Below are 16,626 nucleotides of genomic sequence, written 5' to 3' on the forward strand. Positions count from 1 at the left end.
GGGAACCTAATTGTTTCTTATACTTGATCTTTAATTACCAAAGATACATAAAATTCTTGCTATGAACGATTCCCATGAACTTGTGGAGCGTACCATTTCTTCGAAGGAGGTGTTCAGCGGACGCCTGCTCCACGTATTTTTTGATGAAGTAAGTCTTCCTGATGGATCGAGGTCAACGCGTGAATGGATTAAACATCCGGGGGCGGCGGCTGTGCTGCCGGTATTTGAGAATGGGGATATCATGATGGTACGGCAGTTCCGATATCCCATGGGCCAAATTTTTTTGGAAGTGCCTGCTGGAAAAATCGATCCATGCGAAGAGGCCGGGTCAACGGCCCGCCGGGAACTGAAGGAAGAGGCGGGGCTGACCTGCGAACACTACCAGTATCTCGGCCGGTTCTATCCCGGTATTGGCTATTCCGATGAAATTATTCATCTTTATATTGCCTGGGACATCACATCTTATGAGCAGCAGGTTGATGAGGATGAGTTTCTGTTAAAAAAGCGCCTGTCCTTCCGCAAGGCCGTGGAGATGGTCCATTCCGGGGAGATCGCCGATGGCAAGAGCATGGTCACCCTCCTTCGCGGCTGGCACTGGTGGCAGGAACATCAGCCGTTCAGTATATGACAAACCGGGAGGGGCGTCACAAATGTGAGCCGGGTGCCTGTTTACTGAATGATATCCTGCTCCACCGCCAGCTCGTAAATGGAGGCATGGAGGTCGGCATCTGTGATCGCCCCGCGCTTGATCAATTCTTCGATCTCGTCTCCGCGAAGCAGCAGGATGCATCCCATCTCATTGAGCACTTCATCAAACTTTCGGGGGTCCGCCGCCGAAAGTTTTTCCAGATCAATGCCATCGGGACTTTTCTTGATGTTGACCAGGCAATAGAAATTGTCGTCCGTATTATCGCCAAACCCAAAAATCTCGAGCTTGGTGTCATCTTTTTTTAACATGCCCTAAATAATCTATTGTTATGGTTGGCCTGTAATGTAAAATTATAGAAGGATCGCTTCGTAAAGAAGCACGGCATTGGGAAGACGGGGCTTCCCGGTCGGTTTAGGCCGGCTGGTGCCGTTCCAAAAAATCGCGGGCTTTAACAAGTTCTTCAATTTCATCGTTGCTGCGATCAATTACCGCGACCTGAAAAAGACTGATAATGGCCTGGTTGTTAATACAGGCAATAGCTTCTTCAATCGTATCGCATTCTTCCTGTTCGCTAACCAGATCGTTGATGCCTTTAACAACATAGCGATAATTTTTGGATTTTTTGGCCTCTGTCGGAACTCCTTCGGGAGGAATAGAAAAATACTCGCGGAGCGCTTCCTCGGTTACGTACCATTTGACGCCCAGTTTTCGCCCCCTGATTTTACCCTCCCGCAGGTAGGCCCTGATGGTCATTTTACTCAGGCCCAGCTGCTCGTGCAAGTCATCAACAGAATAAAGGGTGAGATTCCCAATTTGTTTAGGCATAGAGCACAGGTAAGGTGTTTAACGGACTGTTAGTAATTACAGTTTCTAAATCGGAAAGTACTAAAAGATACACAATAAATAAACAATAATTACTTTTAATTATATATTACTTATATATTAATCCCCTGATGGAATAAAAATTTGTTCTGTATTGGGTAATAGCTGTACATTATAAACAGTGATTTCAATTAAAGCTCTGCAGGCGCAGGGCTTTTCCTTGTTCAGGCCCTTCTCCTACTAGTGCATTTCGCCCACTCCCCTGTTCTATGAATCGGTGACCTGTTATCTCAAGCCGGTAGTTTAGTTTTTTATCAGCTGCTGTTATCTTAGATAACGAAAACATATTCTGGAAAAAAGGTTATGGATACTTACAAAGCTATTCGCACATTGCTTATCGAGCAAATAAACAGCCGGAACGCCCATATTGATTTCAATCAGGCGGTGCAGGGTTTAACGTACAAGCAGGCGGGCATAAAGGTAGAGGGAGTACCCCATACTATTTGGGAACTTATTGAGCATATCCGTATGGTCCAGGACGACATTCTGGAGTTTTGTAAAAACCCGGATTACGAGAAACTTGACTGGCCACAGGATTACTGGCCCGAAACGGTTTCTCCGGATAGCGCCGAGATGCTGCAGGAGGCTATCCTGGCCGTCCGGGAAGGATTAGAGGAGATGAAAGCCATGGTCGCGAATCCAGGATATGATTTGCAGGCTCCCTTTGAACATGGCGACGGACAAACGCTTTTTCGAGAAGCCATGTTATTTGTGGATCATAATGCCTATCATATTGGGCAAATTGTACAAATTCGACGGCAGCTGGGCAGCTGGTAATCAGGGGCCTGCTTTACTTGATCAGTTATTATGAAGGATATACTGCGATTTTTACGGGAAGCACGGATCGTTTATCTCCTATTCACTTCGTTAATAGTGCTGGGGGTCATTTTCGGCGCTTTTGAAATTATTGATCAAACCCTCCTGAAGGATACGCCTCAAAATACCATGCAGTGGCTTTATTTTAGCCGGGGTGTTCTGTCAGCACTCGTGCTGATGATTTGGGCGGCATGGACCGTATACAACTACCGCGAGTATTATGAAGATCAGCTTGAGGCCACCAAGCTGCGCTACAGCGATATCATAGAGCACTCCGCGGATGCCATTATATCGCTGAATAACGACGGTACGGTTATCTCCTGGAATCACGGGGCCGAGGAGATGCTGGGGTGGCACCGGGATGATATAATAGGCGAATCTATTGAAACCATTGTGCCCGATAAGCTTCTTGAGCTGAAAGAACTCGAGTATATTGATTCGGGCATGCGGTATCAGGGGTATATACAAAATTTTGAAACCGAGCGCCTGACAAAAAGCGGAGAGAAAAAATTGGTGAATCTCACGGAATCTTTTGTCCGTAATGAGGAGGATGAAGTGGTGGGGCGCTCTTTGATATTGCGCGACCTGACCGATGTGAAAATGCGTGAAGAGCAGATACAGCAATCGGAGCGACTGGCTACCGTGGGACATATGGCAGCCGGTGTGGCACATGAGGTGGGAAATCCGCTTACCGCGATCTCATCGCTGGTACAGGTGTGTCAGCGCAAGACCGAGGATGAATTTATTCAGGACCAGCTCAAGAAGGTCCGCGAACACATTCAGCGAATCAATAAAATCGTGCGTGAGCTGGTAGACTTTTCCCGTCCCTCGAGCATGCAGACCGAGCATGTCCAGATCAATGACATTATCAATTCCGCAGTAGGGCTGTTAAAACACGATGCCCGCTGCCGGGATGTGGCATTTGAGCTTCATCTTGCCGATAATCTTCCGATGATTCCTTGTGTGCCCGATCAGATCCATCAGGTTTTGGTCAACCTCCTGCTTAACGCAGTTGATGCGATGAAAGATGTCGCTGACCCCCGGATTGTTGTTTCCACCGAAAGATTAAAAAACACCGTCAAGTTAACAGTGTCCGATGTAGGCAAAGGAATTAAAGAAGAACATCAGTCCCGGATCTTTGAACCCTTTTTTACCACCAAGGATGTGGGAAGAGGTACAGGACTTGGGCTGTCGGTGAGCCATGGCATAATAAACAAGATGGACGGTTCCATCCGCGCCGAATCTGAATATGGAGAAGGAACCACCTTCATTATTAAACTGCCCATTAAAAAATAAGGAACTATGAGAGGATCGATTTTAATTGCCGATGATGAATCGGGCATCCGTGAATCACTGACCATTGTGTTACAGGATGAGGGCTATCACTGTACGGCCGTTCAGAATGGTAAAGAGGCCATTGAGGCTATCAACAGTAAAAGTTTTGATATTATTATTTCGGATTTAAAGATGCCGAAAGTAGATGGTCTCGGGGTGCTGGAACATGCTCTTCAGCATTCTTCGGATACGCTGACCATCATCATTACGGCCCATGGTACGATAGAGACGGCTATACAGGCGCTCCGTAAAGGGGCGGCTGACTATATTCTCAAGCCCCTGGATTTCGACGAGGTGTTGATTCGGGTTGAAAACCTCCTTGAGCAAAAGAAGGTGATACAGGAAAATAAATATCTCCGCGAGCAGATCGACCAGGAATACAATTTCAACCATATTATTGGTGAAAGCGATGCCATGAAGAGGGTCTACAAGATGGTGGAAAGGGTCAGCGGGGCAACCAGTAACGTGCTTATTACCGGTGAAAGCGGGACGGGTAAAGAGCTGGTAGCACGGGCCATCCACTTTAACGGCGACCGGGCCAAAAAACCATTTTTAGCCATCAACTGCGGGGCTATTCCGGAAGACCTGATTGAGTCTGAGCTCTTTGGTCATAAAAAGGGGGCCTTTACAGGAGCGACATCTGATAAGGACGGCGTTTTTGTTGCCGCCCATGGGGGAACGGTTTTTCTGGATGAGGTAGCTGAAATTCCTTTGAATTTGCAGGTCAACCTCTTGCGGGTGCTCCAGGAGCGGGAAGTTAAACCTGTCGGAGCTAATCAGAACATAAGTTTTGATACCCGTATTATCTCGGCCACGAACAAAGATCTGGCAAAAGAAATTGAAAACGGCACCTTCCGTGACGACCTCTATTACCGGCTTAATGTGGTGGAGCTTCAGTTGCCGTCACTGCAGCATCGGCGCGAGGATATCCCGCTTCTGGCCCACCATTTTCTTCAGAAATACAATAAGGAGCTTAGCCAGAATATTAAAGGCGTATCCAGCGAAGCCATGAGTGCTATGATGGCCTATGAATGGAAGGGGCAGGTCCGGGAGCTGGAAAATATCATTGAGCGTGCGGTATTACTTAGTGACAACGATTATCTCCTGCTGGAAGATCTCCCCAGTGCCATTCGGGAAGTGGCTGATTCCGAAACCATGGAAATGGACACAGATACATTGGATCGGGCTGTACGGGTATTTGAGAAGCACCACATCCAAAGTATGCTCAGGCGTACGGAGGGGAATAAATCAGAAGCGGCGCGCCTGCTGGGTATTGACCCATCTACCCTTTATCGCAAGATGGAGCGGCTGGGCTTGTCGGAATAGTTACGTACGGTTTATGGACGGAAAGTCTTTCTGCCCAGTTTAACCTTCGTGGCTTGGGCCTCATGGGACTGGCTGAGGGTAACGGTAACGTCAAAAAGAACATTCAGTGTTTTTTTTGCCCTGATAAGTCCAAACATGGTGCTCGGAGGCTCAATATCGTAGGTATCCATGTGAATCCGCTTTTGTCCCTTCACATGGAATTTATTCCCCTTGTGTATTCTGCCTTCTACTAGCACTGTGGTGGTGTCGCTAACTCCCGCAATTTCCATGACGCCGCGCGTACGGATCCTCATCCATTCGTCGTGGGAGGAAGATGCTTCTACCGAATCCTCCAGCGAAGCATCCAGCAGACGATAAGTGATGACGGGATGTTGGTCCTCTTTCAGGGCTCCATACATGTCCTGGTTCATCTTGCGTTTGCCGCAGTCCAGGGATTCAACAGGCAGAGAAATTGAAATGTGTACCTGCCCATCGCCGGTTACCGTTGAAGTTGGGTTCGCCGTGTTCTCAATATTTCCCTTGCCTGAAAGTTCCCGGGCTTGGCAGCTGAAGTCGACCGGTCCGGCTGAGCCTTTGATCCACAGTTTGCCTCCTTCATCAATGGTTATATTGCCCGAGCCGGCGAGCGATTGTGCCTCGCCATGCAAGGGTAAAAGGAGCAGAAAAAGGAGCAGCAGGGCAATATGACTGCCTGCTGTCCAGATGCTGTTTGTATAATATGTGGTGAGGCCCAACATGACCGCTCGTCCTTAATCGTTATTGTTGAGAGAAAAAGAGTTCAAATGAAATAGTAACCATTTCTCCACTTTTAATAGTTCCAAACATAGCAGAGGGAGGATCAACATCGTAATCTTCCATGTTAAGTTCATAGGAACCGGTGAATTTATACGTGCCATCTTCTACAACACTTCCTTCGACCGGAAAGTTTATTTCTTTGCTGACCCCTGCGATCGTAAGCGTACCGGAGGTGTTGAGGGTGAAGGTGGAGCCCGAAGACGATCCGTTCAGTTCAGCACTGGAAAGCTCAAAGGTGATATTGGGGTGGTCATCTTTCTTGAGGGCGTCATACATCTTTCCGTTCATGCGACCTTTGCCACTTTCCAGTTTCTCTACGGGAACGCGAAGCGAAAGGGAGGTAACCGGGCTGTTTTCGGCATCTGATGAAAGGGCGGCCGCGTCAAAATTAAAATTGGTGATATCTATTTCTTCGGCATCAGCGGTCCAGTCGTGTATGGTTGAGGTACCGTCAACCTGCATGGTGCTTTTTTCAAGCAGGCTGTAGCCGGTCGATTGGGCAAGGACATTGCCACTGAAGGTAAAAAGGAATAAGAATATTGAAGCAAGTAAGGATTTCATAATAACCTCATTTTATGGTTTAAATGTTTTCTATAAGTAATAGTGCAATCCCCGTTCCAAAAATGATGAAAGACGAATTTTTCTTTCTAGAAAAAACCCTGATGAACGCCTGTAAAGGGCGATGGGCAACGGGTCCCCGTGCCGTTTGGAGAGTGGATTATCAAAGAATTGCAGCTTTGCAACCAGGAGGCTTGCATCCGTTGCAGCTATGCAATACCCGGTTATTAATTTTTGCATGTAAAGGGTAATGCATCAGTAAAATCCGGCATGAGGATGCACAGGCCGATAAAAAATAAAAGCGATAAACCAGAAAAGAATGGTCTGCAAATTGCATTGATATAAGGTAGAGTACCTGAAAAACCTTCATAAAACCTTTGAGACAATGCAACAGCGAGCTATTCTTATTGCAGATCAGGAGGAAGCTGTAAGCGACTCGCTTGAGCTGGTATTGAGTGATGAAGGATACAGATGTTTCACCAGCTCCAGTAAATCAGAAATATTGGATATACTGCAAGCAGAAGCTATTGCAATTGTGATTCTGGATAGCCAGCTGGCTATGAAAACAGGATTGCCTCAAATTATAAAGGCGCGGTATCCCTCGGTTAAGTCCATCATCATCAGCTCCTATGCCGCACTTGAAAGCATTCAGCTGGCTCTGATGGATAGTACCAGTGGCATTATACTGAAACCGCTGGATTTCGATGAACTGATCCGGCTGGTAAAACGGATGATTACTCCCGCTGGCAGGTAAAAAGAGCTCCTCCTGATCCCTCTTTGGTTAACACTTCTTTTCTTAAGACCCGCAGCCTACTGTTTTATTTCAGCTTTTTATACAAAATGGGGCGATCCAGCGGATTGCTCATCAGTCCAGTTACAGCATCCTGTCTGTAATTCCATTCCTTGCCGGGATGAGAGGGTAGAATTCAATTCGGTTTTCATGGGGATTGTCCGGAGGAAACAGATTGCCAAACCCTTGATTAGGGGCCTGCAGGCGGAATCGCCCCTGATTGTAATCCTTTTTGACTGACTATAGTATGGCATCTAGTATACAGTCGTGAACGGGAGGAGCTTCCTGCCCTGCTGTTCCAGGCATCGGATACCGTATGATGGTACTCTCCCATGAAAATGAGAACATGATCCCCCCGCCGGGCAGTCACAATTACCCCCATAAAACTGGGGCAAAGACAAGGGAGCGGTCACGACAGGCCGCGGGCTCGTGTCAACCGGAATGGTACAGGTAACCTCTTTTGGTCGGCCGGGTCAGCGGCTCCCGTGACTGCTGAGCGTTATACGCTTGAAGTTCAACCTCTACATCCGCATGGAGGTAAATCTCATAGCTGGCGATAGGTATGGGAAAATCCATTTTCGGAGTACCTTCAGATCCAATAATAGCTTCTTTGACCAAAACTTCTACAGCCAGTGCTTCAGAATTAATTGTGAGTTAATTCATTCGTCTCTCCGGCAACCCAAAAATATCTCTGTGGGATATTTATCGGTAAGCACTTTATTCTAATAGTTGAATGACTTCTGAGAAGTTTTCTAAACTGTTCTGTCCTGCAGGCTGGCAAAGCAACAGCTTTTTAGATAGCTGCTGATGGTGTGGTCCCGAAAACTCCGGGTTGTAACAGTAATTGTTACATGGACCTGCGTTACCGGCTACGCCTCGCCCCCTGTCAGGAGGTCAAGCCCCTGCGGCTTTTAAGTGTGATATTCTTTTTAACGATGAAAAGTACCTGCAGTGATGGCGTCCTTGGGTTAGGCCCCCGGCCACAAATCGAAGGTCTGAGAGTCTCTGTACCTATTTGCGCCGTTAATTGCAGAGATCTGGCAGTGAGATCAAGCTCCAACCTGACTTGGAGTGCTGCAAATATTGATACACTGCCGGCATTCCCTTCCGTATGACGTGAACACCTGGGATCTGCCCAATAACCCTTGACCGACTCATTGATAGAGACTGGATACTGCAGGATTTTTTGCCTGTGAATACTGCTAAATGGTTCCAGATGCAGACAGGAGACCGTATGCATCGGTGTACGTGGTGATCTGTTGGAGCGCGGTTGGCAGGAGTGTAACCAATAACGGGACACGGATACAGGAAAAGGGGCAGAGAGGAGTTGATTTTCAGCGGTTGCTTTCAGGAAGTGTTCAGGGAAGCAAAGGGTGATGTTTCATCAATCCAGCGGCATGAATAGACCGTTGGACCAGCGATCGAATGGGCGGATTAGCAGAAGTACCATAAAAAAAACGATGCCACCATATCATGGTGACATCGTTGTAGGGATTAGGGATTAGGAAATGTAATGTTCAGGGCTATAGATGAGTTCTCTTTATGAGTTAGTCAGGACCTTTTGGGTTAGAAACTGATGACGGCTTCAAGCATGACTCCGTCGAATTCTGCGTTGTCATAGGGGCCATCCACGTAAGCTTCGCCGTCGTAGGACTGTTTTACGTATTCAAGCTTGGCCAGGACGTTTTTGGTGAGGAACCATCCGCCGCCGATGTTGAAGCGGTCGACTTCAAGGTCGCCATTCAGGCTTTCACCATCGACGTAGTTGTAGCGTCCGCCGAGGTAGACGTTTTCGTTGGCTCCAAAGCGATAGAGGAGTTCGGCGCCATATTGGTTGTAGGTACGTGAGTCATCGACACCATTTTTGATTTTACCCGTTGCATTTTCGTACAGGCCGAAGAATTCAAGACCGCCAACCTTAACGAAGGGGTTAATCATGATGGCTGTCATCTCACCGGCAGCTGGCGTAGCACCTCGTCCTGGTGTGAAGCTGGGAGCAATGCGACCGCTGCGGAAGTTGCCCGCCTCGATGACGTCGTAGTACCGGGCTCCAGCACGGTCACCGGAGTACAGATAGATCGATGAAGAGTTGGATACATTGAGGATGGATCCCGTTAAGCGAAGGTGTAATGCATCACCCATTTTTTTCTCATATCCCAACTTGCCATACACAGTTGCGTGTGTTTTGATATCTCCGGCTTCCACACTTTGGTTCAGCTTGCCATTGCTAACGCCGAACATGGCCAGCAGGCCTTCGTTGTAATAATAAAGTTCGCCGGCTACCTCCGTGGTGAAAGAATCCATCAGGTAGTTGCCAACAAAGGGATTGTGGATGGCAAAGGCGTTATCCGATCGACGGAAGTGGGCATCGCCGTAGTTGAGCTCCATGTGACCTACTTTAATACGGATTTTATCCATCAGTCCGGAAAGCAGTCCCTCCTGAATAAAGTCCAGGCGATCTACCTGCATATACCCGCTCTTGACGTAGGCTTCCGTGTGGTGCTGGGAGGTCAGGTAAGTGCGCAGGTGCATACGCAGTCCATCCCCCAGTGCCACGTCAAGGTCCAGATTTGAAGTAGCGAGGTTGAAGTTGGATTCCAGATCAGGCAAGGTGCTCATTATAGGTTCGCCGTTTTCATCGACCCCTGTTTGCCACGGGCCGGCATTGTCCTGGCTCAGACCTTGAAACTGCAGCGTGTTGGCCCCGCCAATGCGGACATTTACGCCGTCAAATTCAACGTCGGTTTCGAAGGGAGCTTCAAACTGGTTGAGTCCCCGCTGATCCGGATACGTATAATATTGTAGATCCCGATCGAATTGTGCGAAAGCACTTCCCGCCATCATGAAGAAGCCGAGAAGGAATAAGGTGATATATTGTATGGAGGATTTCATGATGATACCCTGTTTTGGTTATGTTTAGTTAGTACTTGTTTATTTTAAATTCTGGTCAGTAATTTTCTTGAATCTCTTTGGCTAGGTATTGGTTTTAACCATCACCATTGTGTTCTATGGGTAATGATTACAACATCTGTTCCAAAAAGGTAAGAGCGGGCCAAAAAAATATGCAGAACCCTCAAAGGGAGGCTTTACGAGCTGTGAGAAAGGGTTTTACAGAATCTTTTTTTTAGAGCGGGAGGAGCCGGATAACCGCAGATATGAAGGTGTTGCAGTATTGCAAGGCTGCAGCAAGAGCCAGATGCAATACTGCAACAAAAGAGAAAAGGGATCAGCCGCGGGCCTTTTCCCAGGGACCCGTGATGGCGAGCGTGATGCCGGAGTGCTGGATGTTCATAAACAGCGTCGACCCGTCGGGAGAGAAGGTAGCGCCTGCCAGCTCGGAATTGGATTTGGCGTTGAGACCGAGCTTATACACTTGTCCCTCGGGGGTAATGCCGTTAAGGTGTTGTTGTTCCCCGGTATCTTCACAGACAAGCAGGTCGCCCCAGGGAGCAACGGTGAGATTATCCGCATTTTCGATGATGGTACTGTCCAGTGATTCGACGAAGAGTTCGAGGGTGCCCGGGGCATCCGCTTCTCCGGAAGCAGCTTCGGATGAGCTGGGCGTATATTTCCAGATTTGTCCCAATTTTTCCGGCCCGCCGTTGGTACAGGCAAAGTAGACGGCATCATTTCCGTACCACATGCCTTCGCCTCGGGCAAACCGTGCGGCCCCGTCTTCAAAGCCGCGATATCTCAAGTCGTCATCAGGGTTGTCTACATCTTTGACGTCGATCCATTTGCTGTCAAACTTTTGACCTACCTCAACGGTTCGTGAGCCCCAGTTCCGGGTGTCAAGGCTGGCATGTCCCCGGATGGCCAGGGCCTGCAATCGTCCACCGTCAAGCAGCTGGCCCGGCGTATTGGGGATATACCGGTAGAGCAGTCCTTCTGAATCGTCTTCGGTGAGGTAGACAACCCCGCTGCCGGGATCAACAGCCACCGCTTCATGGTTAAAGCGGCCCATTGCTTTTATGGGGGTCGGGGTTGCCCGTCCAATTTCAGTACTGGCCGGGACTTCAAAGACGTAGCCGTGACTTTTGGCATAGACGTCATCCGGATGGGTAACAATTTCTTCGCAGGTCAGCCAGCTGTTCCAGGGCGTAGCCCCGCCCGCACAGTTGCGCAGGGTGCCCGCCAGGCTTAGAAATTCTCGTACTACGGTTTGTGTTTCAGTATCATATACGACCGTTGTAGTACCGCCCTGTCCGGGGTTGTTATCCTGTCCCGGATCATAAAATTCGTTCGCACCTAATTTGTCGGTGAGGGCAAAATCCTCGCCAAAGGCACTTTCGGCTCCTCCCTTGGCGGCATTAACCTCGTGATTGCGGATCAGGATAGTAAGCCCGTCCGGTCCGGGGAATGTGGCCATACCATCCGGCCGGTGGGGTACATACAGTCCATCATCCATCTTGTCGCCAAAGGTGGAAATAATTTTATAGGAAAACCCCTCTGGAAGGTCAAAAAGTCCGTTGGGATCGGCTTTCAGCGAGCCAAAAGGTTCCGTGATAAGTCGTGTGGGGGCTCCTTCGGATGTGCTGCACCCGCTAAAAATGTACAGCCCTGAAAATCCGAGGGTAAGCGCTCCGGCCTGTTTTAAAAAGTGTTTGCGCGAAATCGACATGTTATCCTAATTCCTGGTTCAAATACTTGTTACTGGCTATAGAATAATAAATGGAATGTTACCAAAAAGTAAAAGACAGATTATCTTTTGGATATCCTGACTGTATATTCCGCACTGTCTCCGGCCGTTCAGCCGCTCATGGGCCACGGCCGGAAACAGCCTCAGGCCTTGGCCGGCTTGATCTTCTCACCGCCACTGAAAGGTATCCAGCTCTTGGCCTTGATCTTCGCCAGGGCATGTTCGGCTGCTACGTATACCACCGGGATGAATATCAGGGTTACAAGCGTGGAGGCTGTGAGTCCGCCGATGACCACCCGAGCCAGGGAGGCCTGGAGCTCGGCCCCTGATCCGAGTCCGAATGAAAGGGGGAGCAGGCCCAGGACAGTGGTGAGCGTCGTCATCAGTATGGGGCGCAGGCGCAGCTTGCCCGAGTGGATGACCGCCTGGCGAATGTTCATATTATGCTCGCGGCGCATTAGATTGATATAATCAACGAGCACAATGGCGTTGTTGACCACAATGCCAATCAGCATCACAATGCCCATCATGCTTTGCATGTTGATAGTGGTACCGGTAATTAGCAGCGTAGGGATGACGCCAATAATGGCCAGTGGTACTGAAAACATCACTACCAGTGGGTCAAAGAAGCGTTCAAACTGGGCCGCCATGACCATGTAGATGAGAATCAGTGCCATGATGATGGAAAGACGGAAGTCGGCTGCCGCCTTCTGCTGCTCTTCATATTCTCCACCGTAGACAATCGAGAAACCGTCGGGAAGCTGCATGTCGGAAAGCCTGGCCTGAATTTTTTCTACGGCTTCGCCGAGGGGCACCCCGCTTTCAAGGTTGGCGGAAATATAGGAAACCCGCTGGCTGTTAATCCGGTTGATATCTGTAGGTCCACGGCCCTTGTTCTTGGTAACAACGGCTGATACCGGTAATACCTCGCCCCCGGGGGTACGGATGGAAATGTTTTCAAGGTCCGTGGTGCTCAGGCGGTCTTCCGGTCGCAGTCGGACCGTAATGGGAAATTCGTCGCCACCTACGCGGAATGTGCCGGCGCGACTCCCTCCTACATTGGTTTGGATGACCTGGGCGACTTCACGAACGGAAAGCCCCAGGTCGGCAATTTTTTCGCGGTTGAAAACGAAATTCTGTTCCGGGCGCCCCTCCCGGCGGTCAGTACGTACGCCTGTGACTTCCGGGATCTCTTCCATTCGTCGTTTAATCTCTTCGGAAATTGACTTCGCCTGTTCCAGGTTGTAGCCGCGAAGCTGAACTTCTACGGCTTCTCCGCCCCCTGATCCGAAAAGCCGACGCAGGATCCACAGCCCGGATTGCGCACTGACCCGGATGTCGCCGCCTGGCACCAGGCCAGACACGTTTTCGCGGATCTGGTCGGCAATTTTGGAGGTGCTCATGGATCGCTCGGAAGCCTCAACCATCGCGATTTCAACCTCTGCCCGTCCATCGCGCACATCCGTAGTAATATGCTCTACATTTTCCATCGGGAGATTCGCACGAACCACTTTTTCCAGTTCCTGCAGGTATTCGTTCTGAACCGCAATATTGGTTCCTTCAGCCATCATGAAATCCACGTCAATTTCATCGGCATCGGATTGTGGAGCCAGCTCTACCGGTATGAGCGGAATGAGCAGCACACAGGTCAAAACCAACCCTCCGGTTACAGCAAAAACCAGTGGTTTGCGCTTGAGGGTTTGATCAATGAGCTTGGCATATTTATGTTCCATGATGGCAAAAATGCGCTGGAACCAGTTCTTTTTCTGCGCTCCCCTGGAATCGGCAGGCTGGATCGTCAGAAACTTGCTGCAGAGCATGGGCACCAGGGTGAGGGCCACAAACAGCGAACAGACGAGGGCAAAGACCACCACCAGGGCCAGCTGCTGGAAGATGGATCCCGAGATCGTCTGCATGAATACAACCGGCAGAAAGATGACCGAGGTCGTAATAGTGGAGGCCACGATCGCGCCCCCGACTTCTCGTGTACCCACCAGGGCACTGGCCTTGAGTTCCTTGCCCCGTTCTTCCCGAAGGCGAATAATATTTTCAAGTACGACAATGGCATTGTCTACAATAAGTCCAACTCCGAGTGCAAGTCCCCCAAAACTCATTTGATTGAGAGTTAGTCCATTAAAATAGAGAAGTGCAAAAGTGGCAATAATGGAAATAGGAATCGAAACGGCAATAATAAAAGTTGATGAGCCATTCCTTAAAAACAGGTATAACACGACAATAGCGAGCAAGGCTCCCCAGACGGCCGAATTCTGGACGTTGTCAATTGAATTCTGGATGAATTCACTTTGGTCCGTGGTCACGAAAAGGTTCATATCCCTGCGTTCCGAATTGACCTGCTCGATCTCATCCCGGATTTCTTCGGCAACGGCAACGGTATTGGCCCCGGTTTGCTTACGGATACCAAAACGAACCATTGGCTTTTTATCAATCGTTACCAGCCGGTTCAGGTCTTCGTAACCCCAGCGTACTTCGGCAACATCTTTGACGCGGATGGGTTTACCCTCTTGCATGACGATAATAGTATTGGCAATCTGGTCGATAGACTCGTATTCGCCAAGGGTACGCACATACAGCTGCTGTACGCCGGAATTAACGTTGCCTCCCGGAAGATTCACATTCTCACTGGCAATGGCCTGCTGTACCTGGGCGGATGATAGCCCACTGGCAATAAGGCGGTCGCGTTTGATTTCGATGTGGACTTCCTTGTAAACGCCGCCCCAGATATCAATAGAGCCAACCCCGGCAATCTGTTCAAAGCGCTTGGTTACTTCACGTTCGAGTACCTGTGTAAGTTCCTGCAGGTTCATCTCTGAATTTGCTCCAACAATAACGATCGGAAAGTTATTGGGATCAAACTTCCATATCCGCGGCGGTTCGGCTTCTGGAGGGAGTTCGTCGCGCACCCGATCCAGGGCCGCACGGATGTCGTTGGCTGCAACGTCGATATCGGTGCCCTGTGCAAATTCGAGTGTTACGCGGCTTCGGCCTTCTGAGGAGCTCGATCGCACCCGCTCTACGCCCGGCACTCCGGCAATGGTGTTTTCAATACGCTGGGTAATGATTTTTTCAATCTCCTCTGATCCCACATTGGGGTACTCTGTGGCAACCGTCAGCTGAGGATATTCCACGGGAGGCAGAAGATCCACCGGTAAGTAGCGAAAAGACATCACCCCGAGCACGATGATGATGAGAAATAACATTGTTGTGGCAATGGGCCGCTCGACAGCCGTTTCAGTCAGTTTCATAACAGTAGGGGTTTAACAGTCATAACACAGATGTAGATTAAGGATGCCTGCACGTTATTGATTCTCCAGCACGCGCTGCAGCAAGTCCTGGCGCTGCAATCCCTGCAATGCCAAAATCCGCTCCCAGGAGCTGGCGCGCACCCGGGCCTCCCCGGAACCTGTCGCAAGAAGGTCCTGTCCGACAGTGATAACCCAGCTGCCGGATTCAACTCCGGCGATGCCGATTTCAAACCGGCCTTCCGCAATGACATCCACTTCCTGAAATTGCACTTCCGTCGGCTCCGTGAGAGGCGGAAGGCTTGAAGAGTCGGTTTGCTGTGCCGGCTCTATTTCGCTGCTCAGCGAGGTGGCAACGTAAACACCTTCCTGTCCGGTATTGGGATCCGTGAAAAGGGCACTGGTGGGGATGATGGTTGCCTGCTGACTTTCTCCATACAGAATATCAACTGGGACAAACATGCCCGGTCTGAGGGTCTGACTCTCATTGGAGACATCGATCTCCCCTTCTGTGCTCCGGGTGATATTATTCAGGAATGGGGAAATACGCGAGAGTTCTGCTTCAATAACGTCGCGGTTCTCTCCGGATCCGGTATAGATCCGGGCTGTCTGTCCAATTTCCAGCTCGTCGAGCATTTCGTCGGTCAATACCACCTCGACGCGCAGGTTGTTCAGGTCACCAATCGTAAAAAGAGGTGAGTTGGGCCCCACCTGCATGCCCACCTCCGCATTACGCTGGCCTACCGATCCATCAATGGGAGCCCGGATTACCGTCTTGGACAACAGCTCCTGTTGTTCCTGCAGGCTCGATTCGGATTGTTCAAGCTGGGCTTTCGCCAGCTCGATATCAGCTTCTGCAGAAGCCATCTGAGCCTCTATTGTTTCCATCTCCATGTCACTTGAAAGATTCCGTTCACTCAGCTGACGGGTCCGTTTGTATCGGGCATCCAGTTCGCGGTACCGGGCCTCAGCCTGCTTAAGCCGTGCCTGGTTGATACGGTAGCTGGCCCGCGCCTGTTCGACCTGTTCGCGATACTGGCGATCTTCCAGCGAGATGATTGGATCGCCCTTGGCCACGGCATCTCCATTTTGGACGTGAATCTGTGCAACTTTACCAGATATTTCCGGGTAGAGGGCAACCTGGTTTTCGGCAACGACGGTACCGCTTAGCCGTTCAGATAACGGCAGAGACCCATATCGGGCTTGTACTGCTTCCACAGCGGGTATGGAAGCAGTACTGGGACCCCCTGCATTTTCGCTGTTTCCTGACTCGCCATAGCAGGATACCAGCATCAGAGCGGCCAAAACCAGAGCCATTTTTTGGGTTGAAAGACTAGCCTTGGGAAGGTTCATTCGTTATTGTAATAGAAATTCAGATTGTGTTATTTAACAGGCATGCTGTTTGAATACAGCATGTTGAATTTTACTTAAAAGAACGATCAAGAGATGTAATAACTTGTTAGATAGTAAAGAAACGAATTAATTCTGAAGAAAAACTGAACTTTCGTGGAGAAATACCCATAGAGAGGCGGTTTTAAGTTATTTTACAATCGTTGAAGACGCCAGCCACCTTTGG

14 protein-coding genes are annotated in these 16,626 nt (G+C 49.5%); 5 read left to right on the plus strand and 9 right to left on the minus strand.

The window, feature by feature from the left end; genetic code table 11:
* The first annotated feature begins 61 nt into the window (after positions 1-61).
* A complete protein-coding gene (locus FN808_RS04420; protein ID WP_142713350.1) occupies positions 62-628 on the plus strand; it encodes an NUDIX domain-containing protein in 567 nt (188 codons plus the stop codon).
* 41 nt (positions 629-669) lie between these two features.
* On the opposite strand, the gene FN808_RS04425 is transcribed toward FN808_RS04420, so the two are convergent.
* Complete coding sequence (locus FN808_RS04425) at positions 670-957, minus strand: hypothetical protein (RefSeq protein WP_142713351.1); 288 nt, start codon at positions 955-957, stop codon at positions 670-672.
* A gap of 103 nt (positions 958-1,060) precedes the next feature.
* Positions 1,061-1,474 carry a helix-turn-helix domain-containing protein gene (locus tag FN808_RS04430; RefSeq protein WP_142713352.1) on the minus strand — a complete coding sequence of 138 codons (414 nt, stop codon included), beginning with the start codon at positions 1,472-1,474 and terminating at the stop codon, positions 1,061-1,063.
* Positions 1,475-1,834: 360 nt separating this feature from the next.
* Between FN808_RS04430 and FN808_RS04435 the strand changes: the two genes are divergently transcribed.
* The 3 genes from FN808_RS04435 to FN808_RS04445 are packed head-to-tail and all read left to right on the plus strand — an operon-like array spanning position 1,835 to position 5,008.
* The gene (locus tag FN808_RS04435) at positions 1,835-2,308 is read left to right on the plus strand and encodes a DinB family protein (RefSeq protein ID WP_142713353.1); all 474 of its coding nucleotides are present in this window, start codon (positions 1,835-1,837) and stop codon (positions 2,306-2,308) included.
* 30 nt (positions 2,309-2,338) lie between these two features.
* Positions 2,339-3,643 (plus strand): two-component system sensor histidine kinase NtrB, encoded by a 1,305-nt coding sequence (locus FN808_RS04440; RefSeq protein WP_142713354.1) that lies wholly within the window; start codon positions 2,339-2,341, stop codon positions 3,641-3,643.
* Between the two features lie 6 nt (positions 3,644-3,649).
* Positions 3,650-5,008 (plus strand): sigma-54-dependent transcriptional regulator, encoded by a 1,359-nt coding sequence (locus tag FN808_RS04445; RefSeq protein WP_142713355.1) that lies wholly within the window; start codon positions 3,650-3,652, stop codon positions 5,006-5,008.
* 11 nt (positions 5,009-5,019) lie between these two features.
* On the opposite strand, the gene FN808_RS04450 is transcribed toward FN808_RS04445, so the two are convergent.
* Positions 5,020-5,745, minus strand: a complete 726-nt coding sequence (locus FN808_RS04450) for a hypothetical protein (RefSeq protein ID WP_142713356.1) — start codon at positions 5,743-5,745, stop codon at positions 5,020-5,022.
* Positions 5,746-5,764: 19 nt separating this feature from the next.
* Positions 5,765-6,364 (minus strand): YceI family protein, encoded by a 600-nt coding sequence (locus FN808_RS04455; protein WP_142713357.1) that lies wholly within the window; start codon positions 6,362-6,364, stop codon positions 5,765-5,767.
* A gap of 382 nt (positions 6,365-6,746) precedes the next feature.
* Here FN808_RS04455 and FN808_RS04460 point away from each other — a divergent pair, with 382 nt between their 5' ends.
* Positions 6,747-7,115: a response regulator gene (locus FN808_RS04460; protein ID WP_142713358.1), complete on the plus strand. Its 369-nt coding sequence runs from the start codon at positions 6,747-6,749 to the stop codon at positions 7,113-7,115.
* Positions 7,116-7,583: 468 nt separating this feature from the next.
* Here FN808_RS04460 and FN808_RS18840 read toward each other — a convergent pair whose 3' ends face one another.
* From FN808_RS18840 to FN808_RS04480, 5 genes are all read right to left on the minus strand, one after another.
* The gene (locus tag FN808_RS18840; protein ID WP_185958245.1) at positions 7,584-7,727 is read right to left on the minus strand and encodes a hypothetical protein; all 144 of its coding nucleotides are present in this window, start codon (positions 7,725-7,727) and stop codon (positions 7,584-7,586) included.
* 990 nt (positions 7,728-8,717) lie between these two features.
* The gene (locus FN808_RS04465) at positions 8,718-10,043 is read right to left on the minus strand and encodes a hypothetical protein (protein WP_142713359.1); all 1,326 of its coding nucleotides are present in this window, start codon (positions 10,041-10,043) and stop codon (positions 8,718-8,720) included.
* A 334-nt stretch (positions 10,044-10,377) separates the two neighbouring features.
* Positions 10,378-11,772, minus strand: a complete 1,395-nt coding sequence (locus tag FN808_RS04470) for an alkaline phosphatase PhoX (protein WP_142713360.1) — start codon at positions 11,770-11,772, stop codon at positions 10,378-10,380.
* Between the two features lie 161 nt (positions 11,773-11,933).
* Entirely contained in the window at positions 11,934-15,053 is a 3,120-nt protein-coding gene (locus FN808_RS04475) for an efflux RND transporter permease subunit (RefSeq protein ID WP_142713361.1), read from the minus strand.
* 54 nt (positions 15,054-15,107) lie between these two features.
* Complete coding sequence (locus FN808_RS04480; RefSeq protein WP_185958246.1) at positions 15,108-16,367, minus strand: efflux RND transporter periplasmic adaptor subunit; 1,260 nt, start codon at positions 16,365-16,367, stop codon at positions 15,108-15,110.
* Between the last annotated feature and the right edge of the window lie 259 nt (positions 16,368-16,626).

Source organism: Fodinibius sediminis, from assembly GCF_900182555.1.
In the GTDB taxonomy this organism is placed as follows: Bacteria; Bacteroidota; Rhodothermia; order Balneolales; family Balneolaceae; genus Fodinibius; species Fodinibius sediminis.